General features: G+C 72.3%; 22 protein-coding genes. 7 read left to right on the top strand and 15 right to left on the bottom strand.

The features are described 5' to 3' along the window. The first annotated feature begins 1 nt into the window (after position 1). From ACFYTT_RS03010 to ACFYTT_RS02985, 6 genes are read left to right on the top strand one after another with little or no spacing between them, the layout of a single operon-like run. Positions 2 to 1,549, top strand: coding sequence for an ABC transporter substrate-binding protein (locus tag ACFYTT_RS03010; RefSeq protein WP_387257393.1), 1,548 nt, complete (start codon positions 2 to 4; stop codon positions 1,547 to 1,549). Then, positions 1,546 to 2,490 carry an ABC transporter permease gene (locus ACFYTT_RS03005; protein ID WP_387257392.1) on the top strand — a complete coding sequence of 315 codons (945 nt, stop codon included), beginning with the start codon at positions 1,546 to 1,548 and terminating at the stop codon, positions 2,488 to 2,490. Before ACFYTT_RS03010 ends, ACFYTT_RS03005 begins: the two co-directional genes overlap by 4 nt. Beyond that, a complete protein-coding gene (locus ACFYTT_RS03000) occupies positions 2,487 to 3,320 on the top strand; it encodes an ABC transporter permease (RefSeq protein ID WP_387257390.1) in 834 nt (277 codons plus the stop codon). The genes ACFYTT_RS03005 and ACFYTT_RS03000 overlap by 4 nt, the downstream gene beginning before the upstream one ends. Further along, entirely contained in the window at positions 3,317 to 4,858 is a 1,542-nt protein-coding gene (locus ACFYTT_RS02995) for an ABC transporter ATP-binding protein (protein ID WP_387257388.1), read from the top strand. Before ACFYTT_RS03000 ends, ACFYTT_RS02995 begins: the two co-directional genes overlap by 4 nt. After that, positions 4,855 to 5,478 carry a GNAT family N-acetyltransferase gene (locus ACFYTT_RS02990; RefSeq protein WP_387257387.1) on the top strand — a complete coding sequence of 208 codons (624 nt, stop codon included), beginning with the start codon at positions 4,855 to 4,857 and terminating at the stop codon, positions 5,476 to 5,478. The genes ACFYTT_RS02995 and ACFYTT_RS02990 overlap by 4 nt, the downstream gene beginning before the upstream one ends. 50 nt (positions 5,479 to 5,528) lie before the next feature. Then, entirely contained in the window at positions 5,529 to 6,173 is a 645-nt protein-coding gene (locus ACFYTT_RS02985; protein ID WP_176093722.1) for a helix-turn-helix domain-containing protein, read from the top strand. Positions 6,174 to 6,227: 54 nt separating this feature from the next. Here ACFYTT_RS02985 and ACFYTT_RS02980 read toward each other — a convergent pair whose 3' ends face one another. The 14 genes from ACFYTT_RS02980 to ACFYTT_RS02915 all read right to left on the bottom strand — a co-directional run bounded on the left by ACFYTT_RS02980 (position 6,228) and on the right by ACFYTT_RS02915 (position 24,069). Beyond that, a complete protein-coding gene (locus tag ACFYTT_RS02980; protein WP_387257385.1) occupies positions 6,228 to 7,322 on the bottom strand; it encodes an alpha/beta hydrolase family protein in 1,095 nt (364 codons plus the stop codon). An 11-nt stretch (positions 7,323 to 7,333) separates the two neighbouring features. Next, complete coding sequence (locus ACFYTT_RS02975; RefSeq protein ID WP_176093720.1) at positions 7,334 to 8,332, bottom strand: LLM class flavin-dependent oxidoreductase; 999 nt, start codon at positions 8,330 to 8,332, stop codon at positions 7,334 to 7,336. Further along, on the bottom strand, positions 8,332 to 8,661 hold the full coding sequence (locus ACFYTT_RS02970) for a TIGR04076 family protein (RefSeq protein ID WP_387257383.1): 330 nt from the start codon (positions 8,659 to 8,661) through the stop codon (positions 8,332 to 8,334). Before ACFYTT_RS02970 ends, ACFYTT_RS02975 begins: the two co-directional genes overlap by 1 nt. After that, positions 8,658 to 9,662, bottom strand: coding sequence for a zinc-binding dehydrogenase (locus tag ACFYTT_RS02965; RefSeq protein ID WP_387257381.1), 1,005 nt, complete (start codon positions 9,660 to 9,662; stop codon positions 8,658 to 8,660). The genes ACFYTT_RS02970 and ACFYTT_RS02965 overlap by 4 nt, the downstream gene beginning before the upstream one ends. After that, entirely contained in the window at positions 9,659 to 10,072 is a 414-nt protein-coding gene (locus ACFYTT_RS02960; RefSeq protein ID WP_387257380.1) for a nuclear transport factor 2 family protein, read from the bottom strand. Before ACFYTT_RS02960 ends, ACFYTT_RS02965 begins: the two co-directional genes overlap by 4 nt. After that, complete coding sequence (locus tag ACFYTT_RS02955; RefSeq protein ID WP_357214004.1) at positions 10,069 to 11,316, bottom strand: amidohydrolase family protein; 1,248 nt, start codon at positions 11,314 to 11,316, stop codon at positions 10,069 to 10,071. Before ACFYTT_RS02955 ends, ACFYTT_RS02960 begins: the two co-directional genes overlap by 4 nt. After that, a complete protein-coding gene (locus tag ACFYTT_RS02950; protein ID WP_387257379.1) occupies positions 11,313 to 12,998 on the bottom strand; it encodes a hydantoinase B/oxoprolinase family protein in 1,686 nt (561 codons plus the stop codon). Before ACFYTT_RS02950 ends, ACFYTT_RS02955 begins: the two co-directional genes overlap by 4 nt. After that, complete coding sequence (locus ACFYTT_RS02945) at positions 12,991 to 14,679, bottom strand: hydantoinase B/oxoprolinase family protein (RefSeq protein ID WP_387257377.1); 1,689 nt, start codon at positions 14,677 to 14,679, stop codon at positions 12,991 to 12,993. The genes ACFYTT_RS02950 and ACFYTT_RS02945 overlap by 8 nt, the downstream gene beginning before the upstream one ends. Then, positions 14,676 to 16,727: a hydantoinase/oxoprolinase family protein gene (locus tag ACFYTT_RS02940; RefSeq protein WP_387257375.1), complete on the bottom strand. Its 2,052-nt coding sequence runs from the start codon at positions 16,725 to 16,727 to the stop codon at positions 14,676 to 14,678. Before ACFYTT_RS02940 ends, ACFYTT_RS02945 begins: the two co-directional genes overlap by 4 nt. Beyond that, positions 16,724 to 18,784, bottom strand: a complete 2,061-nt coding sequence (locus ACFYTT_RS02935; protein ID WP_387257373.1) for a dipeptide ABC transporter ATP-binding protein — start codon at positions 18,782 to 18,784, stop codon at positions 16,724 to 16,726. The genes ACFYTT_RS02940 and ACFYTT_RS02935 overlap by 4 nt, the downstream gene beginning before the upstream one ends. Positions 18,785 to 18,786: 2 nt before the next feature. Then, positions 18,787 to 19,671 (bottom strand): ABC transporter permease, encoded by an 885-nt coding sequence (locus ACFYTT_RS02930; RefSeq protein ID WP_176092673.1) that lies wholly within the window; start codon positions 19,669 to 19,671, stop codon positions 18,787 to 18,789. After that, positions 19,671 to 20,681, bottom strand: coding sequence for an ABC transporter permease (locus ACFYTT_RS02925; protein WP_131054863.1), 1,011 nt, complete (start codon positions 20,679 to 20,681; stop codon positions 19,671 to 19,673). The genes ACFYTT_RS02930 and ACFYTT_RS02925 overlap by 1 nt, the downstream gene beginning before the upstream one ends. An 18-nt stretch (positions 20,682 to 20,699) precedes the next feature. Then, the gene (locus tag ACFYTT_RS02920) at positions 20,700 to 22,355 is read right to left on the bottom strand and encodes an ABC transporter substrate-binding protein (RefSeq protein ID WP_387257372.1); all 1,656 of its coding nucleotides are present in this window, start codon (positions 22,353 to 22,355) and stop codon (positions 20,700 to 20,702) included. A 202-nt stretch (positions 22,356 to 22,557) separates the two neighbouring features. Continuing rightward, the gene (locus ACFYTT_RS02915) at positions 22,558 to 24,069 is read right to left on the bottom strand and encodes a DHA2 family efflux MFS transporter permease subunit (RefSeq protein WP_387257370.1); all 1,512 of its coding nucleotides are present in this window, start codon (positions 24,067 to 24,069) and stop codon (positions 22,558 to 22,560) included. 199 nt (positions 24,070 to 24,268) lie between these two features. On the opposite strand from ACFYTT_RS02915, the gene ACFYTT_RS02910 reads away from it, so the two are divergent. Beyond that, a complete protein-coding gene (locus tag ACFYTT_RS02910; RefSeq protein WP_387257369.1) occupies positions 24,269 to 24,727 on the top strand; it encodes a MarR family winged helix-turn-helix transcriptional regulator in 459 nt (152 codons plus the stop codon). 46 nt (positions 24,728 to 24,773) lie between these two features. Here ACFYTT_RS02910 and ACFYTT_RS02905 read toward each other — a convergent pair whose 3' ends face one another. Continuing rightward, a complete protein-coding gene (locus ACFYTT_RS02905) occupies positions 24,774 to 25,529 on the bottom strand; it encodes an ABC transporter ATP-binding protein (protein WP_387257367.1) in 756 nt (251 codons plus the stop codon). Positions 25,530 to 25,532 lie beyond the last annotated feature (3 nt).

Below are 25,532 nucleotides of genomic sequence, written 5' to 3'. Positions count from 1 at the left end.
CATGTCGATCCACCTGTCCCGCCGCACGCTGCTCGGCGGCGGCGCCGCCCTGGCCACCGCCCTGCTCACCGGCTGCGGCGGCGACTCCACCGGCGGCCCCGGTGCCGGTGACACCCCGAGGCGGGGCGGCCGGTTGCGGGTCGCGTTCGCCGGTGGCGGTGCCACCGAGACGCTCGACCCGCACCTGGCGAACCTGTTCAACGAGGCGTCGCGGGCCAAGGCCGTCTTCGACAAGCTGGCCGACTACGGCCCCGACGTGTCGATCCAGCCCCGACTGGCGCTGAGCTGGGAACCGAACGCGGACCTGACCCGCTGGCGGGTGGCGCTGCGCGAGGCCACCTTCCACGACGGTCGGCCGGTCCGCGCCGCCGACGTGCTCGCCAGCTACGCCCGCATCGTCGACCCGGACCGGGCGTTCCGGGCCCGCGCCAGCCTCGCCCTGATCGACCTGCGGGCCAGCCGGGCGGTGGACGACCGCACCGTCGAGTTCGCCCTGCACCGGCCGTTCGCCGAGTTCGGCAACGTCCTCGCCGCGTTCGGCGCGTACATCGTGCCGGAGGGTGCCGAGTCGTTCGACCGGCCGATCGGTTCCGGCCCGTTCACCGTCAGCAGCTTCACCCCCGGCCGATCGCTGCTGCTGGCCCGCTACCCGGACTACTGGGAGGGTGCCGCGCACCTCGACGAGCTGGAGTACGTGATCGCCAACGAGGAGTCGGCCCGGATCAACGCCCTTCTCGGCGGGCAGGTCGACTACGCGCACGACGTCAGCCCGACCACCGCGCGGACGCACACCGGCAACGACCGCGTCGCGATCACCCGGATGCCGAACAGCAACCTGCTCGGCTTCACGATGAAGGTGGACCGTCCCCCGTTCGACAACCGGGACCTGCGCGAGGCGATGTTCCTGCTCACCGACCGGGAACAGCTCGTCGAGACGGTGCTCTCCGGCACCGGGCAGGTCGGCAACGACCTCTTCGGCAAGGGCTTCCAGTACTACGCCGACGACATCCCGCAGCGCACCCGCGACCTCGACCGGGCCCGCGCACTGGTGGACCGGGCCGGTGCGCGCGGGCTGCGCATCCCGTTGGACACCGCGCCGGTCGCCGCCGGTTTCGTCGAGGCCGCCAGCGTCTTCGCCGACCAGGCCCGTCAGGTCGGGCTCACCGTCGAGCCGGTGCAGCGCAACAAGGACACCTACTGGCGGGACGTGCTCGACGGCGGGGTGATGGCCACCTTCCGCAGCGGTGCCATGCCGATCGAGACGCACATCTCGCAGCGGCTGCTGACCACCTCCACCACGAACGCCACCCGCTGGATGCGGCCCGAGTTCGACGCGCTCTACGGCACCGCCGTCTCCTCCACCGACGAGGCGGGTCGCCGTCGCGCGTACGGGGACATGCAGCGGATGCTGCACGCCGAGGGCGGGCTGCTGGTGTGGGGGTTCGCCGACTTCCTGGTGGCCACCGCCCCGAAGGTGCGCGGAGTCTCCGCCGAGGCGCCCGCGAACACCCTGGACTGGGCCCGCTTCGACAAGGTGTGGCTGGCTTGAGTCTGACCCGCTACACCGTGCAGCGGCTGCTGCTCGGCGTCGGGCAGGTCGCCGGCATCACCACCGTCGTGTTCGTCCTCACCGAGGCGCTGCCCGGGGACGCGGCGGTGGTGATCGCCGGTGACCATCCCGACCCGGAGCGGATCGCGCTGATCCGCGCGCAGCTCGACCTCGACCGACCGGCCTGGTGGCGCTTCCTGGACTGGGTGGTCGGGCTGCTGCACGGCGACCTCGGTGCCTCGCTGATCTCGCAGCGGCCGGTGCTGGACCTGATCGTCGGCGGGGCCGCCGCGACCCTGCTGCTCGCGGTCGCCACGCTGGTGCTGCTGGTGCCGCTCGCCGTCGGGCTCGGCATGCTCGCCGCCCGCCGCGAGGGGGGCCGGCTCGACCGGACACTCACCACCCTCGCGGTCGGACTGTACGCGGTGCCCGAGTTCGCCCTGGCCATCCTGCTGGTGGCGGTCTTCGGCGTCCGGCTGGGCTGGTTCCCGCCCACCGCTGTCGGCGCCGACCTGCTCGCCCAGCCGGGGGTGCTGGTGCTGCCACTGCTGGTGCTGCTGGCCCGGCCGATCTGCTCGATCAGCCGGCTGACCCGCGCCGGCATGGTGGACGCCCTGCGTACGGAGTACGTCCACCACGCCCGACGCCTCGGTATCTCCACCCGGCGGCGCTGGCTGGCGCACGCGCTGCCGACCGCCGCCGCGCCGGTCGTGCAGCAGGTCGCCCGCACCACCGACTGGCTGCTCGGTGGCGTCATCGTGGTCGAGGCGGTCTTCGTCATCCCCGGGCTGGGCACCGCCCTGGTCGACGCGGTCGCCGCCCGGGACGTACCCACCATCCAGGGGCTCTGCGTGGTCGTGGCGGTCACCACCGTGCTGGTCAACCTGGTCGCGGACCTGGTGGCGTTCCGGCTCGCCCCGCGTACGGTCGGTGTCCGGTGACGGCCCGACGGCGCAGACCCCGGGCGGTCGTCGGGATCGTGCTGCTCGCCGTGCCGCTGCTGCTCGCGGTCGCCGGACCGGTGCTGGTCACCGAGTCCGACGCGCGGACCCGACCGTTCGACGGCACGGGCCTGCTGGGCACCGACTTCGTCGGCCGGGACGTGGTCGGGCAGGTGCTGCTCGGCGGGTGGTCCGTCGTCGCGGTCGCGGTCGCCGCGACCCTGCTGGCCTATCTGCTGGGCGTGCCGCTCGGCCTGGTCGCCGCGCTGACCCGGCACCGACGGCTGGACGAGGCGTTGATGCGTCCGCTGGACCTGCTGCTCGCCATCCCGTCGTTGCTGCTGCTCATCCTGCTGGCCGCCACCGCGCCACGCGGGCCGCTGACCCTGGTGGTGATCGTCGCGGTGGTCACCCTGCCGGAGGTCGCGCGGATCACCCGCGCCGCCGCGTTGCCACTGGCCCACGGCACCGTGATGGAGGCGATGCGGCTCTACCGGGAGACCTGGTGGCGGCGGGCGGTCGGCTACGTCGCGCGGGGCATCCGCCGGGTCCTGCTCGCCGACGCCGGGGTGCGCTTCATCGGCGCGGTCTATCTCGTCGCGACGGCCAGCTTCCTCGGCATCGGGGTCGCCCCGGACGCCGCCGACTGGGCGGTCATGGTCGACCGCAACCGGGGCGGGATCTTCCTGCAACCGTGGGCGGTCGTCGTCCCCGCCGCGCTGCTCGTCGCGCTCGCCGTCGGCGTCAACCTGGTCACCGACGCGCTGTTGACCGGCCGGGAGCCGACGGTGGAGCCGGACGCCGCGCGTGTCCGGGAGGAGGTCCGATGATCCGGGTCGACGGGCTGGGTGCCGTCGCCGACGGACACCGGCTGCTGCGGGACGTGTCGTTCGCGGTGCCGGCCGGTGGGGTGCTCGCCGTCGTCGGTCCGTCCGGCAGCGGCAAGTCCACCCTCGGGCGGGCGCTGCTCGGCGAGGTCGGTCCCGGCGTACGCCTCACCGGCCGGGTCGAGATCGACGGTCGGGTGGTCGGTCCCGAAACCCCGGCGCCCGGTGGGCTCGTCGGGTACGTCCCGCAGCAGCCCTCGGCCGCGCTCACCCCGGTCCGCCGCGTCGGCCCCGTGCTGCACGAGATCGCCCGCCGACACCGTCCGGTCCCCGGCCGCCGGGCCCGCCGCGTCGCCGTCCGGGAGGCGGTCCGGGCGGTGTTGACCCGGGTGGGGCTGCCCGCCGACATCCTGCGGCGCTACCCGCACCAACTCTCCGGCGGGCAGCAGCAACGGCTGGTGATCGCGCACGCCCTGCTGGCCGGGGCCCGCGTCCTGGTCGCCGACGAGCCGACCACCGGGCAGGACGGCCTGCACCGCCGCGACGTGGCCGCCGAGCTGCGCCGCCTGGCCGCCACCGGGGTCACCGTCGTCCTGCTCAGCCACGACCTGCACCTGGTCCGCGCGATCGCCGACGACGCGATCGTCCTGGACCGGGGCGTGGTGGTCGCCGCCGGTCCGGCGCACGCGGTCGTCGGGGAACCCACCCGGTCCGCTCCGGCGGCCCGTCCCGACGCCGGGTCCCCGCCGCTGGAGGCTCTGCTGCGGGCCGAGGGGCTGACCGCCGCGCACCGGGGCGCCACCGTCCTGCACGGTGTCGACGTGACGCTGGGCGACGCGCAGTGCCTCGCGCTGATCGGTCGCTCCGGCAGCGGGAAGACCACCCTCGCCCGCTGTCTGGCCGGGCTACACCGGCCGGACACCGGCACCGTCACCCTCGACGGCCGTCGCCTGCACGCCTCCCTCGACCGGCGGGTCCCGCCCGACCTCGCCGCCGTCGGGTACGTCTTCCAGGACCCCCGGGCGAGCTTCCACCCGTACGCGCCGGTGCTGGCGCAGGTGACGCGGCCCGCCGTACGGCTGCGGCGGCAGGGACCCGCCGACGTGCTGGCGGCGGCCCGTGCCCTGCTGGATCAGGTCGGCCTCGACCGGGACCTGGTCACCCGTCGGCCGGAGCGGCTCTCCGGGGGCGAACTGCAACGTGCCGCCCTGGTGCGGGCCCTGCTGACCCGGCCACGCCTGCTGGTCTGCGACGAGATCACCTCCGGGCTGGACGGCGTCAACCGGGACCGGATCCTCACCCTGCTGGACGAGCTGCGGCAGGCGCACCGCCTGGCGTTGCTGGTCATCACACACGACCCGGAGGTCGTCGTCCGGCTCGCCGACCGGGTGGTCGTGCTCGACCACGGTCGCGTCGTCGAGCACGGTCGGGCCGCCGACCTGCCCGCCGGTGCCCGGTCCCCGCTGACCCGCGCGCTACTGGATCCGGCGATCGCGCTACCCGCAACCACACCCGACACCGAGGAGATGAGCAGGACATGACCGACGAGACGACCGGACCGTACGACATCCGCACCGCCGGGCCGCAACACCTCGACGGTGCCCGCAGCGTCATGCTGGACACCTTCTACCAGGTCTTCGGCTACGGCTACCAGCCTCTTTGGCACGCCGACGTCATCGACCTGGCCGGCACCTACCTGCGCCCGGAGCGGCACGCCCTGTTCGTCGCCACCAAGGGTGACGAGGTGGTCGCCACCACCGCCGTCCGCGCCGCCGCGCCGAACAGCCCGCCGCATCCGCGCTGGCTGGCGGAGCGCTACCCGGCGGCGAGCACGGCCCAACTCTTCCGGGTGTACGTCCGTCCCGAGCACCGGCGCAACGGGCTCGCCCGCGCCCTCGTGCGGCGTGCCGTCACGTTCGCCGCCGGGCAACCCGACTACCGGGTGGTCTATCTGCACACCGACACCCGGGTGCCCGGTGCGGAGGCGTTCTGGCGCGGCGTGGCCGACCTGGTGCACGACCCGCGCGACGGTGATCCACACGCCTCCCCCACCGTCCACTTCGAGATCCCGCTCCCCGGCCGCAGACCGGCACACGGGGACCGGATCGCCGCCGATTCGGCACGGTCGGGGGCTTCCCCAAGGGCCACCTCCGTTCGATAGCATCGAACACGGGTCCGGACGGGTTCCGGCCAGCGCGACAGGAGGTCCCCATGCGGTCCACGGGCAGTCATCCGGTCCCGGAGCAGGCCCGCCCCGACGGCGGGAGCAACGGCCACACCCCGGCCGACCTGGTCGGAGCCCGGATCCGCCAGTACCGCAAGGAGCGCGGGCTGACCCTGCGCGGCCTCGCATCCCGCTCCGGGCTGTCGATCGGCTTCCTGTCCCAGGTCGAGCGCGGCATCTCGTCCATCGGGCTGACCGCGCTCGGCAGCGTGGCCAAGGCGCTGGACCGGACGGTGGGCGACTTCTTCGACGCCAGCACCGCGCCGGTCGGGGGCACCGTCACCACGCTGCCCCACCACTTCTCGCTGACCAGGGCGGAGACCACCGCCACGCAGTACGTCTCCGGACAGCAGACCTATCGGATGCTCTCCGAACGCGGGCCGGACCTGCTGCTCGAACCGATGCTGGTGCACATCGCCCCCGGCGGTCGGCGGGAGAACGCGTACGGGCACGCGGGCGAGGAGTTCGCCTACGTCATCTCCGGCGAGCTGCTCTACGAGGTCAACGGCGTCGAGCACCGGCTGCACCCGGGCGACAGCGTGCACCTGCGCTCCACGGTGCCGCACACGATGTACAACGACACCGACGCGGTGACCACCGTGGTCTCGGTCGTCACGCCCCGACTGTTCTGACGGCGACCCCGGCTTGTTCACTGTGATGAAACAAGCCGGCAACTCCGGGCGGGCTCACCGTCCGAGGCAGCGCCCCACCTCATCCATGGTGGCCTGCCAGATCGCCGAGCCGGGACCGATCACGTCGAAGTGGTCGCCGGGCAGTTCGAGATGGGTCAGCTCGTCACCGGCCGCCCGAGCCGCCACCGCGTACCGGCGGTTGATGTCGACCAGGTCCGGGCTGTCGCCCGCCCCCTGCACCAGCAGCGTGGACACCCCGATCGGCAGTCGGGCCATCGGGTCACCGGCCGCATATCGCTCGGGGACGGTCGTCGGGGTGCCACCGAGGGCGGCGCTGACCGCACCGTCACCGAGCTGGCGGCCGTCGGCCTCGGCCAGGTCCAGCACACCGGCCAGCGACACCGCCAGGGCCACCCGTGGCCCCGGGCCGTCGCCGGTCGCCAGGTCCGCCGCCGCCCGCAGGGCCAGTTGCCCACCGGCCGAGTGCCCGAACACGGCGATCCGGTCCAGGTCCAGCACACCGGCGTCGGCCACGTCCGGCAGCACCGCCAGTGCGGCGGCCACGTCGGCGGTGGTGGCGTCCCAGCCGTGCCGGTCCGGCCGCCGGTACTCCACGTTCCACGCCGCGTAGCCGCGTGCGGCCAGGTCCACGGCGAGCGCGTCCATCAGGTCGGCTCCCCAGACGGAGCGCCAGAAGCCGCCGTGCAGCAGCACCGCGACCGGCACCGGACGTGCCGTGTCCGCCGTGGGCAGTCGCAGCTCACCCCACTGGTCGGCGTCCGCGCCGTAGCCGACGCGTACCGCCGGGGACCGGTGCTGGTGCACCGCGTGGCGGATCGCCCAGGCCAGACCCCACACGCCCCGGCCGGAGAGGTGGCGGGCACCGGCGACGGCCGTGGCCACGGTGAGGTCGTACCAGACGACGTGCGGGGCGGCCCCGCTCATCAGGGCCCGCGCGGACACCGTCGGACCGGGCAGCACCACCACCGGCGCGGCGGTCGCCGCCAGCGCCGATTCCAGCGCGGCGGCCGAGTCGACGGCCACCAGACGACCGGTGCCGCCGAGGTCGGCGGCGGTGGCCGTGGTGAGCGACTCCAGCAGGGCGAGGTCGGCGACGAGGTCCGGGCCGACCAGCACGGTGACGTCCATGGGGCTCTCCTTCAGCGACGCAGCAGGGGCAGGACGGCGGTGCCGAGCAGGTCGACGCCCCGGTCGTCGGTCAGCCCGTGCGGGGTGCCGAACTCCACCCGCCGGACCCCGGCGTCGATGAGCTGCTGGGCCTGGGCGGCGACCTGCTCGGGGGTGCCGGAGAAGGCGAAACGGTCGAGCACCTCGTCCGGGATCAGCCGACCGGCGGCGTCGTGCTCGCCCGCGTCGACCAGTTCCCCGACGCGCGCCACCAGGCCGTCCGGCAGGGTGACCGTCGGGTCCAGGTCGGCGACCACCGCGAGGTACATGGCGACCTCGGTCCGGGCCTTGGCACGCGCCGCCTCGCCGTCGGTGTCGACCACCGTCACGGCACCGAGGACGATGCCGACCTCGTCCACGTCGCGCCCGGCGGCGAGAGCACCGACCCGGAGCCGGTCCCGGACGACCGGCACCATGTCGGGGTTCGCGCTGCCGCCCACCTTGATCTCGTCGGCGATCCGGCCGGCCAGGGCCGCGCCCTTCGGTCCCCACGCCCCGATCAGCAACGGCGGATCGGGGCGCTGCACAGCGTAGCGCAGCGCGGTCTCCGGGGCCAGCGTGAAGACCTGCCCCCGGTAGCCGTCCCGGTCGCCGCGCAGCAGGCGGTAGACGACCGCCGCCGCCTCCTCGATGGTGGCCAGCGGCTTCGGTTGGGGCAGACCGACCGCGCCGAGCCAGGTACCGCGCGCCAACCCCAGGTAGGCCCGTCCGGCCGAGGCCAGGTCGAGCGCGGCGAGCTGACCGGCGATCTCGTACGGCGCCAGGCTGTACGGGTTGAGGCAGGCCGGGCCGAGGCGTACCCGGCTGGTGGCCTGGGCCATCTCCAGCAGCGGGAAGATCGGCGGCTGGTACATCAGGTCGCCGAAGACGGTCAGCACGTCGAATCCGTGCGACTCGGCGGCACGGGCCAGCCGGGCGTACGCGCCGGCCGGCTTGTCGCTCTGCAGACCGAGTCCGATCTCGACCGTCATCAGGTGAGGTCCGCCGAGTTCATCCGGCGTCGGCAGGTGCGTTCCACCTTCATGATCAGCCGCTCCTCCGGGTCCGGGCAGGCGAAGAGCGAGTCCTGGTCGAGCCAGTCCCCGGCGGCCAGGTCCCGCTGCTTGGCGGCGAGGAAGGGCAGCACGGCGGCGAGGGCGTAGACGCAGAAGTGCTTGCCCTCGGGCAGCTTCAGGTGGGCGCTGTTGACCAGGTCGAACGAGTCGCCGACGGCCATGCCGCAGACCGAGCGCCCCTCGATGCGGTCCACGGTCACCGTCAGGTCGTAGATCTCCATGTCGCCGTCCGGGCTGTCGGTCATCCTCGCTCCTCCTCGTCGAGTCGTACGATGATCTTGCCGGTGGTCCGTCGGGCGGCCAGGTCGTCCAGGGCCACCGGGGTCTGCGCCAGCGACACCACCCGGCTGACCGGGGGCCGGACCGCGCCGGAGTCACAGAGGTCGAACAGCGCCCGGTAGGCGGCGGCGACCGCCTCGGGACGACGCCACGGATACTGCGAGCCCCAGGAGAGCCCGATCAGGTCGGCGTTCGCCGCGATCAGCCGGGCCGGGTCGACCGGCGGTGGCGGTCCACCGGCCGCGCCGACGCTGACCAGGCGACCCTCGAACGCGAGGCAGTCCAGCGACCGGGCGAGCAGGTCACCGCCGACCGGGTCGACGACCACGTCCACACCCTGCCCGTCGGTGGCCTCCCGGACCCCCGCCACGAAGTCCTCGCCGGTGTAGTCGATCGCCACGGAGGCACCCTGGGTCCGGCAGACCTCGGTCTTCGCCGGGCCACCGGCGGTCGCCACGACCCGCGCGCCCCGCGCGACGGCGAGTTGGGTGACCGCGATGCCGACCCCACCGGCACCGGCGTGCACCAGCACCGTCTGCCCGGCGGTGACCCCGGCGCGTTCCAGGGCGAACCAGGCGGTCTGGTAGGTGACCGGCAGGGCCGCCGCCACCGTCGGGTCCACGGAGGAGGGACGGGGCACCACCACGGTCGCGTCCACCGTGACGGTGTCGCCGAGGGCGCCGCGCGGCAGCGCCGGGCAGGCGATGACCTCCTGGTCCAGCAGGTGCTCGGCACCGGCACCGGCCGCCACCACGCGACCGGCCGCCTCGACGCCCGGAGTCATCGGGGGCTCCGGCCGCACCGGGTACTCGCCCCGGCAGAGCGAGACGTCGAGATAGTTCAGCCCCACGGTGCGGACCGCGAGCTGGACCTCACCGGGACCGGGCGCGGGGTCGTCGGGCCGCTCGGCGACCGACAGCACCCGGCCGGGTTCACCGGTGTCGTAGGCGACCAGCCGCCGGATCATCGCGCCGCCACCGGCTCGCGGAGCGACTCGGCGTGGTGGTGCACGATCTGCCACCGGCCGTCGACGCGGCGCAGCACGTCGGTGACGCGGGCGGACGACGGCGGCTGCTCGGCGTCGGCCCGCGCGATCAGCAGGTAGCGGGCCAGGCCCACGTCGCCCCACACGTCGATGCGCTTGTCCTGCGCCGCGAGCACCGCCAACTGCGGGCGCTGACCGGCGGCGTCGCGCTGGTCGCGGTAGGCGTCCAGCTCCGCCCGGGTCCGCAACGGCCCGGGCAGGTGGGTCTCCCAGGTGGTCACGTCGGCGTGCAGGTGCCCGTCGAAGCGGTCGCGGTCCCCGGCGAGGAAGGCCGCGTACAGGTCGTCGATGAGCGCGGCGATGTGTGCCGCGTCGGTTGCCACGATCGTCATGTCGTCTCCGTCCGGTCGTCCCGGGCGATCCGCCCGCCCTTCATCACCCAGCGCACACCCCGGAACGCCGAGGTGGCGGCGAGCGGGTCCTCGTCCATCGCGATCAGATCGGCCAGCTTGCCGACCTCGACCGTGCCCCGGTCCTCCTCGACGCCCAGCCACCGCACCGGGCCCCGGGTGCCGGCGTGCAACGCCCGCGCCGGGCCGATCCGCTCGGCCATGTACTCCAGCTCCCGGACCGTGGCGTTGGTGCCCTCGAAGTGCCAGAACGGCGGCATGTCGCTGCCGAGCAGCACCTCCACCCCGGCCTCGACGGCCATCGCGAAGCTCTCCAGGTGCCGGGGTCCGGCCCCGAGCGAGCGGCACTGCATCCACTCCGGTACGCCCAGCTCGTCGAAGAACTCCTTGCAGCGGGTCACCAGCAGCGTCGGCACCAGTGCGGTGCCCTGCTCCGCCATCCGCGCCACCACCTGCGGGGTGAGCTGGTAGCCGTGCTCCACACAGTCCAGTCCCAGCTCCACCGCCGCGCCGATCACCTCGGCGGGCCCGGCGTGCGCGGTCACCTTACGACCCCAGGCGTGGGCCGTCTCCAGCACCGCGGCCAGCTCGTCGGCGAACAACTGCGGGGTGTTGATGCGCTCGTGCTCCCCGGCGATGCCGCCGGAGATCATCACCTTGATCAGGTCCGCGCCGGCCTTGATCTGGCTCCGCACGCCCTGACGGAAGCCGACCGGTCCGTCGCACTCCAGGGTGTCGCTGCTCTCGTGGCCGTGCCCGCCGGTGCAGACCAGCGCCCGCCCGGCGGTGTGGATACGGGGGCCCTGGGCCCGACCGGCGGCGATGGCGCGGCGCAACGCGAAGTCGGCGTGGTCCTTCTCGGCGACGCAGCGCACCGTGGTCACGCCGCAGTGCAGCGTGCGCCGGGCCCCGTCGGCCATGTAGTACGCCAGGTCGTGCGGCCCCATCGTCTTCACGTCGTCGCCGCCGGCACCGGGCAGCGACAGCGAGAAGTGGGTGTGCATGTTGGCCAGACCGGGCGTCAGGTACGCCCCGTCCAGGTCCACCTCGCGGACCGCACCGGCGGCCCGGGCCTCCTTCGCCACCTCGGCGTACGGGCCGACGGCCGCGATCCGGTCGCCGCGTACCCAGACGGCGGCGTCCGGGATCGGGTCCACGCCGTCCACCACGCGCGCGTCCAGCACGGTGCAGTGGGCCAGCAGCAGGTTCGGTTCGACGGCGCTCATGCGATCACTCCATAGGTCTCACGGGCGGCGTCGGCGGAGACGTATCCCTCCGCCACGTCACGGCGCACCGCCTCCGGATCCCGCAACGAGGGATCACCATGACCACCACCACCAGCGGTCAACAACGACACCCGATCACCCGCCACCACCGCAGTCCGACGCGTACTCACCCGCGCCTCACGATCCGTACCCGGAAACACCACCACCTGATTCGGCTCCGGCGACAACCCACCCGCCAACGCCCACGGCGCACTCCGCGTCTTCTTGATCACCGAAAGAAACTCCCCCGACGACACGAAACGAATATCCCGCCGCAACCCACACCCACCCCGGAACCGCCCCGCACCACCCGAATCCGTCCGAATCTCCACCCGCTCGAAGAACATCCCGGTGCGGGCCTCCAGGACTTCGACGGGGGTGTTGCGGGCCTGGGTCTGGCACAGGTGGTTCGCCGGGCCGATGCCGTCGTGGTCGACGGTGCCGCCCCAGCCCACCGGGTCGTTGTTGCTGACCGCGAAGATCTGACCGGTCTCCGGGTGCGCGCCGACCATCATGAACCCGGGCACGTCACCACCGCTGGACGCCGGCAGCCGCTCCGGCATCCCCTGCGCCAACGCCTTGTAGATCAGCTCCAGGGCGACCGTCCCGGTCCACTGGGTGAAGGTCGCCGCCGGGTAGACCGCGTGGAACAGCGTGCCGGGCTCGGCGCGTACCCGCAGCGGGGCGAAGTGCCCGGCGTTGCTCTGCTCGGTGGGGGTGGTGATCGCCTTGAAGGCGACCCGGCAGGTGGCGATGGTGGCGCCGAGCGGCAGGTTGACCGGGCCGGGGACCGCCGGTGAGGAACCGGCGAAGTCCACGGTGAACGTACCGTCGGCGACGGTCACCGTGGCCCGCATCAGGATCGGCTGGTCGGTGACGCCGTCGTCATCGAGCCAGTCCTCGGCCGTCCAGGTGCCCTGCGGCAGGGCGGCGACCGCCTCGGCGGCGGATTCGGCGGCCGTGGCGATGAGCCGCTCGACCACGGCGTCCACGGTGGCCGTGCCGTGCCGGCGGTACACCTCGGTGAGTCGGCGCTCGCCGGTGCGCAGCGCGGCGATCTGCGCGTGCAGGTCACCCAGCACCGCGTCCGGCATTCGCGAGTTGAACCGGATCAACTCGTGGATCTCCCGCACCGGCACACCCCGGGACACCACCTTCGTCCCCGGGAAGATCAACCCCTCCTGGTGCATGTCCGTCGAGTCCAACACGTACCCCGGGTCCTTCGCTCCGAGGTCCATCCAGTGCGCGCGGATGCAGAGGAAGCCGATCAGCTCCTCCCCGTCGGCACCTTCCGGGTCGGGCAGGAAGACCGGGGCGAACAGGGTGGCGTCGTAGCTGTGCGCGGCGTTCCAGTACGGGTAGTTGAGCAGCACCACGTCGCCGGGATGCAGGTTCTCCCGACCCACGTACTCCACGCCCCTGGCCAGCGAGTAGTCGTTCGCGCCGAGGAACCGGGACAGTCCGGTCGACTCCGCGACCAGCCGCAGGTCACGGTCGTAGACGGAGATGCCGAAGTCGTGCACCTCGTAGATGACCGGGTTGAAGGCGGTACGCACCAGCGTCACCCGCATCTCCTCGGCGGCGGAGGTGAGGTAGCTGCCGATCACCTCGACGGTCGCGCCGTCGACCGGGGGCTCACCCATCGACGTCCACCCCGTAGACCTCCCGGGCGGCGTCGGCGGAGACGTATCCCTCCGCCACGTCACGGCGTACCGCCTCCGGATCCCGCAACCCCGGATCACCATGACCACCACCACCAGCGGTCAACAACGACACCCGATCACCCGCCACCACCGCCGTCCGACGCGTACTCACCCGCGCCTCACGATCCGTACCCGGAAACACCACCACCTGATTCGGCTCCGGCGACAACCCACCCGCCAACGCCCACGGCGCACTCCGCGTCTTCTTGATCACCGAAAGAAACTCCCCCGACGACACGAAACGAATATCCCGCCGCAACCCACACCCACCCCGGAACCGCCCCGCACCACCCGAATCCGTCCGAATCTCCACCCGCTCGAAGAACATCCCGGTGCGGGCCTCCATCACCTCGATCGGCGTGCCCCGCCCGGTGCTGCCGGAGACGTGGGTGGCGGCCTCCATGCCGTCGTGCTCGGGGGTACCGCCCCAGCCGACCAGGTCGTTGTTGCTCACCGCGAAGATCTGACCCGTCTCCGGGTTCGCGCCGACCATCATGAACCCCGGCACGTCACCACCACTGGACGCCGGCAACCGCTCCGGCATCCCCTGCGCCAACGCCTTGAGGATCAACTCGACGGCGACGATGCCGGTCCAGAGCGTGAAGGTCGGCTGCGGGTAGACCGCGTGGAACAGGGTGCCCGGCTCGGCGCGTACCTCCAGCGGGGCGACGGTCCCGGCGTTCGACGGCTCGTCCGGCGAGGTCAACGACTTGAGGACGACCTTGCAGATCGCCTCGGTGGCACCGAACGGCATGTTGATCGGCCCCCGGGTGGCCGGTGCCGAGCCGGCGAAGTCCACCACGAAACGTTCGTCGCTGACGGTGACCGTGACCCGCATCTTGACCGGGTCCTCGGTGATGCCGTCGTCGTCGACCCAGTCCTCGGCCGTCCAGGTGCCCTGCGGGAGGGTGGCCAGCGCGGCCCGGGTGCGGGCCTCACCGTCGGCGATGATGTGGTCGACGGCGGCGGAGACGGTGTCGCGGCCGAACTTCTCGATGATCTCCAGCAGTCGACGCTCGCCGGTACGCAGCGCGGCGATCTGCGCGTGCAGATCACCGAGGACCGCGTCCGGCATCCGCGAGTTGAACCGGATCAACTCGTGGATCTCCCGCACCGGCACACCCCGGGACACCACCTTCGTCCCCGGGAAGATCAACCCCTCCTGGTGCATGTCCGTCGAGTCCAACACGTACCCCGGGTCCTTCGCCCCCAGGTCCATCCAGTGCGCCCGGACACAGAGGAACCCGACCAGGTCGCCGTCGGCGTCGGCGTCCGCCGGGTCGGGCCGGAACACCGGCGCGAACAGCGTCGCGTCGTACGCGTGCGCGGCGTTCCAGTACGGGTAGTTCAGCAGCACCACGTCACCCCGGTGCAGGTTCTCCCGACCCACGTACTCCACGCCCTTGGCCAGCGAGAAGTCGTTCGCGCCGAGGAAGAAGGTCAGCCCGGTGGCCTCGGCGACCAGGCGCAGGTCGGCGTCGTAGATCGACAGGCCGAAGTCGTGCACCTCGTAGATGACCGGGTTGAACGAGGTCCGGATCAGGGTGGCCCGCATCTCCTCGGCCGCCGACAGCAGATAGCTGCGGACGACCTCGACCTGCGCTCCGTCCAGTGTGGTCATGCCGACTCCTCCAGGGTGACCAGCAGGTAGCGGTGCTCGTCGACGGTGACGCGCTGGCCACTGGGCACGACCGTGGTGGAGGTGCCCTCGTCGACCAGGGCCGGACCGCTGAACGTGTCGCCCGGCTCCAGCGCGGCCCGGTCGTACACCGCGAACGGGACCACGGCGCGCGAGCCGAAGTCGTACGCGTCGCGGTGGGTGAGCAGCGCCCGGGACGGGTCACCGTCGCCGCGCGGGTGGGTGCCCAGCTCCGGGCGGGTGGTCCGGCCGATGCCCCGGACCCGCAGGTTGAGCAGTTGCAGCGGATTGTCCATGGTGTGGCCGTACCGGGCCCGGTGCACCTCGTCGAAGGCGCCGCGCACCGCGTCACGATCCAGCGTCGACCCGACGGTCACCATCAGGCTGTGCTCCTGGCCCAGGTAGCGCACCTCGAACTGGCGCTCCAGCACGGCCTGGTCGGCCGGCACGCCCTGCTCCACCAGCGAGGCGACCGCCTCCGCCTCGACGGCCTTGAACAGCTCCTCCAGCTCGTCCAGCCCCACCTCGTCGAGGCCGGCCATCACGGTACGGCTGAAGTCGTTCACGATGTCCGCCGACAGCATGCCCCAGGCGGAGAAGCCGGACGGCGCGAACGGCACGACGACCTCGCCGATGCCCATCTCGCGGGCCAGCAGCGGAGCCAGCAGCGGCCCGGCACCGCCGAAGGCCAGCAGCGAGAAGTGCCGGGGGTCGTGCCCCCGCTCCACGGTGATCTGGCGGACCGCACCCACCGTACGGGCCAGCAGCACGTCGAAGACTCCGGCGGCGGCGGAGGTGGCGTCCCGCCCGAGCGGCTGCGCCAGTTGCTCGTCGATCGCCGCCCGCGCAGCCTGGTCGTGCAGGCCCATGGTGCCGGCGAGGAACCGGTCCGGGTCCATGTAGCCGAGCACCACCGCCGCGTCGGTGACGGTCGGTCGGGTGCCGCCCCGGCCGTAGCAGACCGGTCCCGGATCGGCCCCGGCGCTCTGCGGCCCCACCTTGAGCAGCCCCCGGTCCAGCCAGGCGATCGAGCCGCCACCGGCACCGATGGTCCGGATGTCGTACGTCGGGATCAGCAGCGGGAAGTGCTCCAACTGCGCCTCGTACGCGGCCACGGCGGTGCCGCTCTCGATGACGCAGGCGTCCAGCGAGGTGCCGCCGATGTCGAACGTCAGCAGCCGCTCCCGGCCCAGCTCCGAGGCGAGGTACGCGGCACCGACGATGCCACCGGCCGGGCCGGACAGCACGGTGTGCGTCGGTGACGTCTTCGCCACCGCGCTGGTCATCGAACCACCGCCGGAGCGCATGATCAGGAACTGTCCGGTGAAGCCCCGCTCGGCGAGACCGGACTCCAACTCGTCGACGTACCGCTCGAAGATCGGCCGGATGTACGCCTCCAGCACGGTGGTGCTGGTCCGCTCGTACTCGCGGTACTCGCGCACGATGTCGGTGGAGAGCGAGAGGCTGACCTCGGGGAACTCCTCGCGGATCAGCCGGGCCGCCTCGCGTTCGTGGGTGGGGTCCAGGAACGAGTGCAGGAAGCAGATGGCGATCGAGGTCACCTGCTGGTCCACCACCAGCGTGCGGGCGGCGGCGCGGACGCTCGCCGGGTCCAGCTCCTCCACCACCCGGCCCCGGTGGTCGAGGCGACCGCGCACCCCGGCGGTGAAGCGGCGCTGCACCAGGCTCGGCGGGCGCTGGTACTGGAAGTCGTACATGTGGTCCGACGGCACGTTGCCCCGGCCGATCAGGAAGATGTCGCGGAAGCCCTCGTTGGTGATGATCCCGGTCCGGCCGCCGCGCCGCTCCAGCACCGCGTTGAGTCCCAGCGTGGTGCCGTGCGTGAACAGCTCCACCTCGGCCAGGTCGGTGCCGAGCGCCTCGATTGCGGCGAGCACCCCGTCGGCGGGACGGGCCGGGGTGGTGGACGCCTTGCGGAAGCGCACCCGGTTGGTCCGGGTGTCCAGTTCCATCGCGTCGACGAACGTGCCGCCGATGTCGACGGCCAGCCGGATGGGACGACGGGTCATGGCGTGTCGGCCTGCTTTCCGATCAGGGCGGGAAGTTCCGGGACACGCCAGCAGGCGGCCCGGCTCGCGCCGTACGACTGAAGTTCCTGCGGCTGGGAGCGACAGGTGTCGGTGACGAAGGGGCACCGGGCGGCGAGCGCGCAGCCGGTGGCCGCGTCGGTCTCCTCCAGGTCCTTGACCAGCTCCACCCCCGCGACGGACGCGGGCGGCGCGCCGAGTCGCGGCGCGCTGGCCAGCAGTGCCCGGGTGTAGGGGTGGCGGGGGTCGTCGAACACGACGTCGACGGGCCCCTCCTCGACCACGCGACCGAGGTAGAGCACCGCCACCCGGTCGGCGAAGCCCCGGACGGTGGCCAGGTCGTGCGAGATGAAGACCGAGGCCCGGTCGGTGTCGGCGGTGACGTCGGCGATCACGTCGAGGATCTGGGCCTGCACGGTGACGTCGAGGGCCGAGGTGGGCTCGTCGAAGACGATCAGGTCGGGCTCGCCGACCAGGGCGCGGGCGATACCGATGCGCTGGGCCTGACCGCCGGAGAGTTCGTGCGGGTAACGCCGCAGGATGGACCGGTCGAGTTCCATCCGGTCCAGCACGGCGGCGACCCGGGCCTCCCGCTGGGCGGCGGGCAGGCCGGCGGCGCGCAGCGGCTCGGCGATGGAGTCGCCGACGGTACGCCTCGGGCTCAGCGACCCGATCGGGTCCTGGAAGACGAGCTGGGCGCGGGTCCGCAGTCGACGCAGTTTCCGGCCCCGGGGTGCGGGGCGGCCCGGTTGCCGGACCAGGTGCTGCCCGGCGACGGCGACGGACCCGGAGGAGGGTGCGACCAGCCCCATGATGAGTTTGGCGAGGGTGCTCTTGCCGCAGCCGCTCTCGCCGACCACGCCGAGCGTCTCGCCGGGTGCCAGGCGCAGGCTCACGCCGCGCAGCGCGTGGTGTCCGCCGGAACCGAAGCGGCTGCGGTAGACCACATGCGCGTCCTCGATCTCCAGCACGGCGGACCCGGACTCCGTCGCGTCGGGTGCGACGGTGGGCGTGGGCGCCGCCTCGTCGGTGGTGATTGGGCCGGTCTGCGGGTGGTAGCAGGCCAGCGACCAGACGGCGGCGGGCGCGTCCGTCCCACCGGCCGGCACCGCCAACTCGGCGGTGGGCGCGTCCATCGGGGTGGTGGGCGGACGGCTGCTGGTGCAGGTGTCGTCGGCGTGCGGGCAGCGGGCCGCGAACGGGCACTGGTGCGGTGCCTCGCGCAGCAGCGGCATGGCGCCGGGGGTGGCCACCACCGGTCGACCGCCGACGTCGGGCACCGAGCGCAGCAGCGCCCGGGTGTAGGGGTGCGCCGGTTCCCGGAAGACCTGGTCGGCCGGTCCGCTCTCGACCACCGTGCCCGCGTAGAGCACCACCACCCGGTCGCAGACCTCGGCGATCGACGCGAGGTCGTGCGAGATCAGCAGGACACTGCGACCGTCCACCTCGGCGGCGTGCCGGAACTGGCGCAGGATCTCCCGGGTGAGCGTCACGTCCAGGCCGGTGGTCGGCTCGTCGGCGATCAGCAGACCCGGTGCGCAGCCGGTGGCCAGCGAGATCATCACCCGCTGGGCCATGCCGCCGGACAGCTCGTGCGGGTACGCCTCCAGGCGGCGTTGCGGGTTGCGGATGCCGACCGCCTCGAACAGCTCCCGCGCGGCTTCGCGGGCCCGTTCGGCGGACATGTCCTGGTGGGTGACGAGCCGGTCGGTGAGCTGGCGCCCGACGGTGCGGGTGGGGCTGAGCGCCCCGCGCGGGTTCTGGAAGCAGATCGCCGCCCCGCGTCCCCGGTGCGCGGCGAGGGCCGTCTCGTCCATCCGCAGCACGTCCGCGTCGTCGAAGCGGACCCGCCCGCTGGCGTGCGCGCCGGTGGGCAGCAGGCCGACCACCGCACGGGCCACCATGCTCTTGCCGCCGCCGCTCTCGCCGACCAGGCCGACCACCTCGCCGGGCCGGACGGTGAGGCTGACGTCGCTGAGGGCGGCCACCTGCCGGCCGGCACGGTGGATGACCACGGAGAGGTTCTCGATGGAGAGCATGGTTACCGCCGCTTCGCGTTCGCGCGTTCCTGCAGGCCCTCGCCGAGCAGGCTGAACCCCAGCACGGAGACGAACAGGGCCAGGCCGGGCGGCACGCTGGTCCACCACCGGCCGCCGACCACGTCCGGGGCGCCGAGGCTGATCATGGCGCCCCACTCGGCCTCCGGGATGCTGACGCCCAGCCCGAGGAAGGAGAGCCCGGCCAGGGTGAGCATCGCCCAGCCGCAGTTCAGCGGCGCGATCGTCCGGACCGGGGTGAGGCTGTTGGGCAGCAGGTGCCGCCAGAGGATGCCGGTCGTCGAGGCCCCGGAGGTCACCGCGGCGTCGACGAAGGGCAATTCTCGCTGGGTGCGTACCTCGGCGCGGACCAGTCGGGCGTACGCGGGGGCGTTCACCGCCGCGATGGTGATGATGAGGTTGACCGTGCCGTTGCCGAGCAGGGCCGCCACCGCCAGGGCCAGGATGAAGGTGGGGAACGCCTGGAAGATGTCGACGATCCGCATGAGCACGTCGTCGATCCAGCCGCCCCGGTAACCGGCCACCAGGCCGAGCAGCGTGCCGACCACCACCGCCAGGGCCACCGCGGCGACCGCGATGCCCAGGTCCAGCCGGGCCGCGTGCAGCACCCGGCTCCAGATGTCCATCCCGTTGGTGTCGGTGCCGAGCAGGTGCGCGCCGCCCGGGGCGGCCAGGGTGGCGTTCGGGTCGACCTCGGTGGCGCCCCAGGAGGAGAGCAGTGGCGCGGCCAGGGCGGCCAGCGCGACCACGGCCAGGATGGTCGCGCCCGTGATGATCAGGATGCGGGAGAAGCGGTCGTCCCGACTGCCGGTGACGATCACCGCGTCGGCGCCGGCGTCCCCGGGGCCGACACCGCGCAGGTCTGCCATCAGATCCTCACTCTCGGGTCGAGGATCGCGTGGACCACGTCGGCGATGAGGAACACCAGCACGTAGCAGAGCGCGATCACCACAACGGACGCCTGCACCACCGGGTAGTCCCGGTACAGCAGGCCGCGCAGCGCCCACTGGCCGAAGCCCTGCCAGGAGAAGACGTACTCGACCAGGACGGTCGAGCCGATGGCGGTGCCGAAGACCAACGCGGCCAGGGCCGGCAGCCGCAGCAGCGTGGAGCGCAGCAGGTAGCCGTAGAGCAGGGTCCGTTGCGGCAGCCCGTGCGCCGCCGCCGCGGTGTACGCCTCGGAGTTGAGCACCTCCAGCGCCGACGCCCGGACGCTGCGCAGCAGCGGTGCCATCACACCGACGACCAGGGTCAGCACCGGCAAGGCCAGGTACGCGGCGGCGCTGGCCAGCGCCGGTCCGTTCCCGGTCAGCGCGGCGTCGACGAGGCCGGCGCCGGTCAGCGGGGTCAGGTTCGTGTCCGGGTCGACCCGTCCGCTGGGCGCCGGGAACCAGCCCAGCATGCTGTAGCCGACCAGCACGAGCACCAGGCCCAGCCAGAACTCCGGGATGGAGTTGCCGACCAGGGCGAAGATCCGGACGCCGTGGTCGCCGAGGCTGTTGGCGCGCCGGGCCGACCAGACCCCCAGCACGGTCGCCACCACCAGCGCGATGGAGACCGCGATGACCACCAGCTCCAGGGTGGGTCCGATCCGCAGCGCCATCTCCGCGCCGACCGAACCGCCGCTCTGGATGGACGTGCCGAAGTCGCCGGTGACCAGCCCACCGAGGTAGTCGAGGAACTGCCGCCACAGCGGCTGGTCCAACCCGAACCGGGCGCGGGCCGCCTCGGCGTCCGCCTCGCTGGCGTTCTGGCCGAGGATGCTGCGGACCGGGTCGCCGGGCAGCACCCGGACGATGAGGAAGGTCAGGACGACCACCCCGAGCAACACCGGGATGAGCTGGAGCAGCCGCCTGACGACGAAACGAAGGATTCGCATGAAGGGAGCCGGCCGCGCCTAGGCCGACCTGGTCAGGTAGCGCAACCGGGCGAGGCCGTCCATCGGCTGCACCCAGCCGGCCACCGCCTCGCGGACCGGGAGGTTGAAGTTGGGCTGGCAGATCACCACCCACGGCACGTCCTCGGCGAGGATCTGCTGGACCCGCTGCCACAGCGCGTTGCGGGCGGCCTCCTCGACGGTGGTGTGCGACCGCTCGTAGATCTGCTCGATCTCGGCGTTCGTGTAGTTCGAGTAGTTGAGGTTCGCGCCCTTCACGAAGCTCGTCGCGAGCATGTACTCGACGTCGTTGACCCAGAGCTGCCCGGAGGTGAGCTGGAGCGGGATGTTCTTGCGGGTCCGCCGCTCACCGAGGGTCGCCGGGTCCAGCGGGGTCAGCTTGAGGTTGATGCCGGCCTTCGCCGCCTCGCTCTGCACCTGCACCGCGATGCGCTGCTGCTCCTCGTTGTCGGCCTCGAAGACCAGTTCCGACTCGACCGAGGCCCGACCGGCGGCGTTCAACGCGGCGCGGGCCCGGTCCACGTCGTGGGTGAACGGGTAGCCACTCTCGTCGTACCCGGGCATGTCCAGCGGCACCGGGCTCTTGGCGGCACGGGCGTCACCGCCGTACACGTTGTTGATGATCTGCTCGTACGGCACCGCCCAGGCCAGGGCCTTGCGGACGTCGACGTTGTCGAACGGCGCCGAGGTGACCGACATCTGGATCGCGACCTGGCGGTTGCTGGCCGCCGAGATCACCTTGACGCCGTCGGTGCTGCGCAGGTCCTCGATGTCGCGCTGGCTGACGCCGAGGGCGATGTCGATGTCACCGGCCTGGAGTTGCAGCCGCTGGTTCGAGGCGGCGGGCACCACGGAGATCCGGATGGTCGGCGTCTTGGGCGCGTCCGGACCCGGGTAGCCGGTGTTCGCCGCCAGCTCGATCTCCTGCCCCTGGGTGGCCTTGGCGACGTTGTAGTAGCCGCCGGTGGGGGCGTTCTTGGCGAACCACTCCTTGGCCCACGGGTCGTCGGCGGTGGCGTGCTTCTTGGCCTCCTCCGAGTCGAAGACGTACAGCGAGATCGCCTGGATCTGCCGGGTCAGCGCGCTGGGGAACGCCTGGTGGAACTCGACGGTGTAGTCGTCGACGACCTTGACCTGGTCGGCCTCGGTCAGGCCGATGGTGCGGTAGATGCCGGCCACGTTCGCCTGGGCGGCGAAGGCGCGGTCCTTGGACCACTTCACGTCGGCGGCCGTCATCTCGTTGCCGCTGGCGAACGTGACGCCCCGGCGCAGCTTCAAGGTCCAGACCTTCTGCTCCGCGTCCGGCTCGAAGGACTCGGCGAAGGTCGGGGTGACGTTCTGGGTGTCGAGGATCTGGCTGTCACCGGCGGTGGTGACGCCGTAGTCGATCATGTAGGGGAAGACGTTCTTGAACATCATCAGCGCGGTCAGGTCGAAGCCGACGAAGTCCTGATCCCAGCTGGACAGGTAGCTCGACACCGCGATCCGCAGCGTGCTGGCGGTCTGACCGCCGGACGTCGAGTCGTCCGAGTTCGAGTCGCTGTTCGCGGCGCAGGCGCCGGTAGCGAGCAGGAGCGCGAAACTGCCGCCCAGTTGCAGCACCCCGCGACGGGAGAAGGCGGGCGAGGAGGGGCCCACACCAGGTGTACGTGCCATGAAGTAGTCCTCCTAGAACTACGAGGCGGACGGGCCGCGCAGCGGACCCACTCGTGTTCTATCGGATTAAGTGGAAGTGAACAAGACCCCCAACCCTGTTCACGACCGAACTCCCGAAATTGTCAGCCAGACCCGGCCGAACGGCTGATGAAGTGCGGCGCAAGTGTTCACACAAGTTCACACAACTGATACGTACGGCTGTTCACCGCACCTCCGGCGTCACCCCGGTATTCGGGGCGCGCAGCGGTCCGGGCACGAACGCGGCGGCCAGTCCGGCCACGAGCGCGAACCCGACCACGAACCAGTACGTCCGGCCGTACGCCTCGGGGGCGAAGGTCCCGGCGGCGGCGAGACGGTCCTGGAGGGCAACCGCCACCACGGCGATGCCCAGCGACCCGCCGATCTGGTTGAGGATGAACAGCGCGCTGGTGGCCCGGGGCGCGTCGGCGGCACCGACGGCGAGGTACATGAACGCCATCACGCCCGGCACCGTGAACCCGATCCCGAATCCGCCGACGCCGAACGCGACGGCGGTCACCGTCTGCGACGTGTCCGGTCCGACGCCGGAGAGCACCAGCGCGGCGAGTGCGGCGAGCAGCATGCCGATCGGTGCGGTGGCCCGCGCGGTGAGGCGGGAACCGGTCTTGCCGACGGCGATGGCACCGGCGGCACCGAGGATGCCGGAGGGGACCATCAGCAGGCCGGCGTGCAGTGCGCCGAACCCGCGCGCCTGCTGGTAGTAGAGCGGGGTGAGGAACAGCAGCGCGTTGGCGACCGCGCCGACGAGCAGCATGGTGACCACCGACATGGTGAACCCGCGCTTCTGGAACAGCCGTACGTCGATCAGCGGTGCGCTGGTACGCAGGGAGTGCAGCACGTACGCCACGAGCAGGGCCGCGCCGACGACGAAGGCGGTGACCGCCCGCCCGTCACCGAAGTCGCCGCGGTGCGCGGCGGTGACGAGGCCGTAGATCAGCGCGGCGAATCCGGGCGAGAGCAGGGCCAGGCCGAGCAGGTCCAGTTTCGGCGCGGTGGTGTCCCCGGTGGGACCGTCGGCGGGCAGCACACGAAGCGCGAGCACCAGCGCCACCACGCCGACCGGCAGGTTGATGAAGAACATCCACCGCCAGCTGATGTCGTCGACGAAGAAGCCGCCGAGGATCGGGCCGAGCACCGGGCCGACGGTGAGCGGGATCGAGATGAGGCCCATCGCCTTGGTGACGCGGGCGGGGCCGGCGGCGCGGGCGATCAGTGCCTGCACGACCGGGAAGATCATGCCGCCGCCGATCCCCTGGACCACGCGGAACGCGATCAGGCTCTCGGCGGACCAGGCCAGACCGGACAGCAGCGAGCCGAGGGTGAACAGCACGACGGCGAAGATCCACACTCGTCGGCCGCCGAACCGGTCCACCCCCCACCCGGCGACCGGGGTGGCCATCGCGACGGCGAGCAGATAGACCGCGGTGACCCACTGGATGGTGGACAGCGGCGCGTCGAACACCGCGGTCAGGCGCGGCACCGCGACGTTGACGATCGTCTCGTCGAGAAGCGCCATGAGCAGGGCCAGCAGCAGGACCCCGGCCATCTTGAGGAAGGCCGGGTCGAGGCGGTCGTCGGTGACCGGGGTCGGGCCGGTGGGATCGGGCGCGTCGTCGGTTGCCCACCGCGACGCGGCCCCCTCGGTTGCAGCCAGAGACGGCGTGTCACTGGACATGGTGTGGACCTCCGAGCCGGGTGATCGGGGATTGACGCTGGGATACTACATGCATGTGCACACATTATTCTGGCGCACTTCAGCGTGCCTTACGCGTGTTTCCCTGCCCCTACTTGCAGTCAGGCACGAAAAGAAGATGCTGTTACATTGAATGAGCAGCGACATGTAGGGTAGGGCGGCAGCAGACGAAGGGGGCCCGATGGCGGAGCGACGCGACGGACAGCCCGACCTGCTCGCCCTGTGGCGGCAGCTGACCGTCCTCACCGGTCGACTCGGGCAGACGCTGGACCGACGGCTCACCCGCGACTTCGACCTGACCCTCACCGAGCTGCTCGTGCTCGACGAGCTGACCCGGGGCAACCCTCGGGGCATGCGCATCCAGGACCTCAGCGACGCGGTCGCCCTCGACCAGTCCTCGATGAGCCGCCTGGTCACCCGCCTGACCGCCAAGCAACTCGCGGCCCGGGTGAGCTGCGCGCACGACCGCCGTGGGGTCTACTGCCAGATCACCGAGCCCGGCCTGGAACGGCACGCCCTGGCCGCCCAGGCATGCCGGGCGGAGCTGGCCACCGCACTGGACGCCGCCGCCTTCGACGAGCGCCTGGCCTCCGTCGTCGCGCGGCTCACCCGCCCCGTCGGCCTGCCCGCCGAGATGTAAGGAGGGGTCCCCTGCTATCGCCTGGTGTATAGCAGGGGACCCCTCCTTACATCCGGGGGGCGGCGGCGAGCAGCGTGCGGGTGTACGGGTGGCGGGGCGCGGTGGTGACCTGCGCGGTCGCGCCCTGCTCGACGATGCGGCCCTGGTGCATGACCGCGATCCGGTCGGCGAGCTGCCGGACGACGGCGAGATCGTGGGAGATGAACAGGCAGGCCAGCCCGAGGTGGTCACGAAGGTCGCAGATCAGGTTGAGGACCTTCGCCTGCACCGACACGTCGAGCGCGGTGACCGGTTCGTCGCAGACCAGTAGGCGGGGACCGAGCGCCAACGCCCGGGCGATCGCCACGCGTTGCCGCTGCCCGCCGGAGAGGTCGCGGGGTCGGCGGTCACCCGCCGGTGGGTCCAGCCCGACGAGGTCCAGCAGTTCGGCGACCCGCGCGGCCCGGGACCGGGCGTCGCCGATCCGGTGGATGTGCAGCGGCTCCGCCACCGCCTGCCGCGCCGTCTGGCGAGGGCTGAGGGTCAGGTAGGGGTCCTGGAAGACCATCTGGATCTGCCGCCGGTGCGTGCGCAGCTCCCGACCGCGCAGCCCGTGTACGTCCACCCCGGCGAACCGGACCACGCCCGTGTGCGGCCGGTGCAAGCCGGTGATCACGCGGGCGAGTGTCGTCTTGCCGCATCCCGACTCGCCGACAAGTCCGACGATCTCCCCCGCGTCGACCCGGAGCGTGACCTCCTCGACCACCCGAGGGGCTGCGCGGGATCCGGAGTAGCCGGCGCTGACCTGGTCCACCCGCAGCATCGG

This window comes from Micromonospora sp. NPDC003816 (assembly GCF_042874705.1).
In the GTDB taxonomy this organism is placed as follows: domain Bacteria; phylum Actinomycetota; class Actinomycetes; order Mycobacteriales; family Micromonosporaceae; genus Micromonospora.
The sequence above is the reverse complement of the archived record's forward strand: the minus strand, read 5'-3'. Positions and strand labels throughout refer to the sequence as shown.

What these genes read in the sequence shown, in the direction of transcription:
- ACFYTT_RS02925 (WP_131054863.1), bottom strand. Translation starts at nt 20,681, where the DNA reads ATGCGAATCCTTCGTTTCGTCGTCAGGCGGCTGCTCCAGCTCATCCCG.
- ACFYTT_RS02990 (WP_387257387.1), top strand. Translation starts at nt 4,855, where the DNA reads ATGACCGACGAGACGACCGGACCGTACGACATCCGCACCGCCGGGCCG.
- ACFYTT_RS02970 (WP_387257383.1), bottom strand. Translation starts at nt 8,661, where the DNA reads ATGACCGACAGCCCGGACGGCGACATGGAGATCTACGACCTGACGGTG.
- ACFYTT_RS02980 (WP_387257385.1), bottom strand. Translation starts at nt 7,322, where the DNA reads ATGGACGTCACCGTGCTGGTCGGCCCGGACCTCGTCGCCGACCTCGCC.
- ACFYTT_RS02960 (WP_387257380.1), bottom strand. Translation starts at nt 10,072, where the DNA reads ATGACGATCGTGGCAACCGACGCGGCACACATCGCCGCGCTCATCGAC.
- ACFYTT_RS02910 (WP_387257369.1), top strand. Translation starts at nt 24,269, where the DNA reads ATGGCGGAGCGACGCGACGGACAGCCCGACCTGCTCGCCCTGTGGCGG.
- ACFYTT_RS02995 (WP_387257388.1), top strand. Translation starts at nt 3,317, where the DNA reads ATGATCCGGGTCGACGGGCTGGGTGCCGTCGCCGACGGACACCGGCTG.
- ACFYTT_RS02920 (WP_387257372.1), bottom strand. Translation starts at nt 22,355, where the DNA reads ATGGCACGTACACCTGGTGTGGGCCCCTCCTCGCCCGCCTTCTCCCGT.
- ACFYTT_RS02935 (WP_387257373.1), bottom strand. Translation starts at nt 18,784, where the DNA reads ATGCTCTCCATCGAGAACCTCTCCGTGGTCATCCACCGTGCCGGCCGG.
- ACFYTT_RS02965 (WP_387257381.1), bottom strand. Translation starts at nt 9,662, where the DNA reads ATGATCCGGCGGCTGGTCGCCTACGACACCGGTGAACCCGGCCGGGTG.
- ACFYTT_RS02905 (WP_387257367.1), bottom strand. Translation starts at nt 25,529, where the DNA reads ATGCTGCGGGTGGACCAGGTCAGCGCCGGCTACTCCGGATCCCGCGCA.
- ACFYTT_RS02915 (WP_387257370.1), bottom strand. Translation starts at nt 24,069, where the DNA reads ATGTCCAGTGACACGCCGTCTCTGGCTGCAACCGAGGGGGCCGCGTCG.
- ACFYTT_RS02955 (WP_357214004.1), bottom strand. Translation starts at nt 11,316, where the DNA reads ATGAGCGCCGTCGAACCGAACCTGCTGCTGGCCCACTGCACCGTGCTG.
- ACFYTT_RS03010 (WP_387257393.1), top strand. Translation starts at nt 2, where the DNA reads ATGTCGATCCACCTGTCCCGCCGCACGCTGCTCGGCGGCGGCGCCGCC.
- ACFYTT_RS02930 (WP_176092673.1), bottom strand. Translation starts at nt 19,671, where the DNA reads ATGGCAGACCTGCGCGGTGTCGGCCCCGGGGACGCCGGCGCCGACGCG.
- ACFYTT_RS02975 (WP_176093720.1), bottom strand. Translation starts at nt 8,332, where the DNA reads ATGACGGTCGAGATCGGACTCGGTCTGCAGAGCGACAAGCCGGCCGGC.
- ACFYTT_RS02950 (WP_387257379.1), bottom strand. Translation starts at nt 12,998, where the DNA reads ATGGGTGAGCCCCCGGTCGACGGCGCGACCGTCGAGGTGATCGGCAGC.
- ACFYTT_RS02945 (WP_387257377.1), bottom strand. Translation starts at nt 14,679, where the DNA reads ATGACCACACTGGACGGAGCGCAGGTCGAGGTCGTCCGCAGCTATCTG.
- ACFYTT_RS02940 (WP_387257375.1), bottom strand. Translation starts at nt 16,727, where the DNA reads ATGACCCGTCGTCCCATCCGGCTGGCCGTCGACATCGGCGGCACGTTC.
- ACFYTT_RS02985 (WP_176093722.1), top strand. Translation starts at nt 5,529, where the DNA reads ATGCGGTCCACGGGCAGTCATCCGGTCCCGGAGCAGGCCCGCCCCGAC.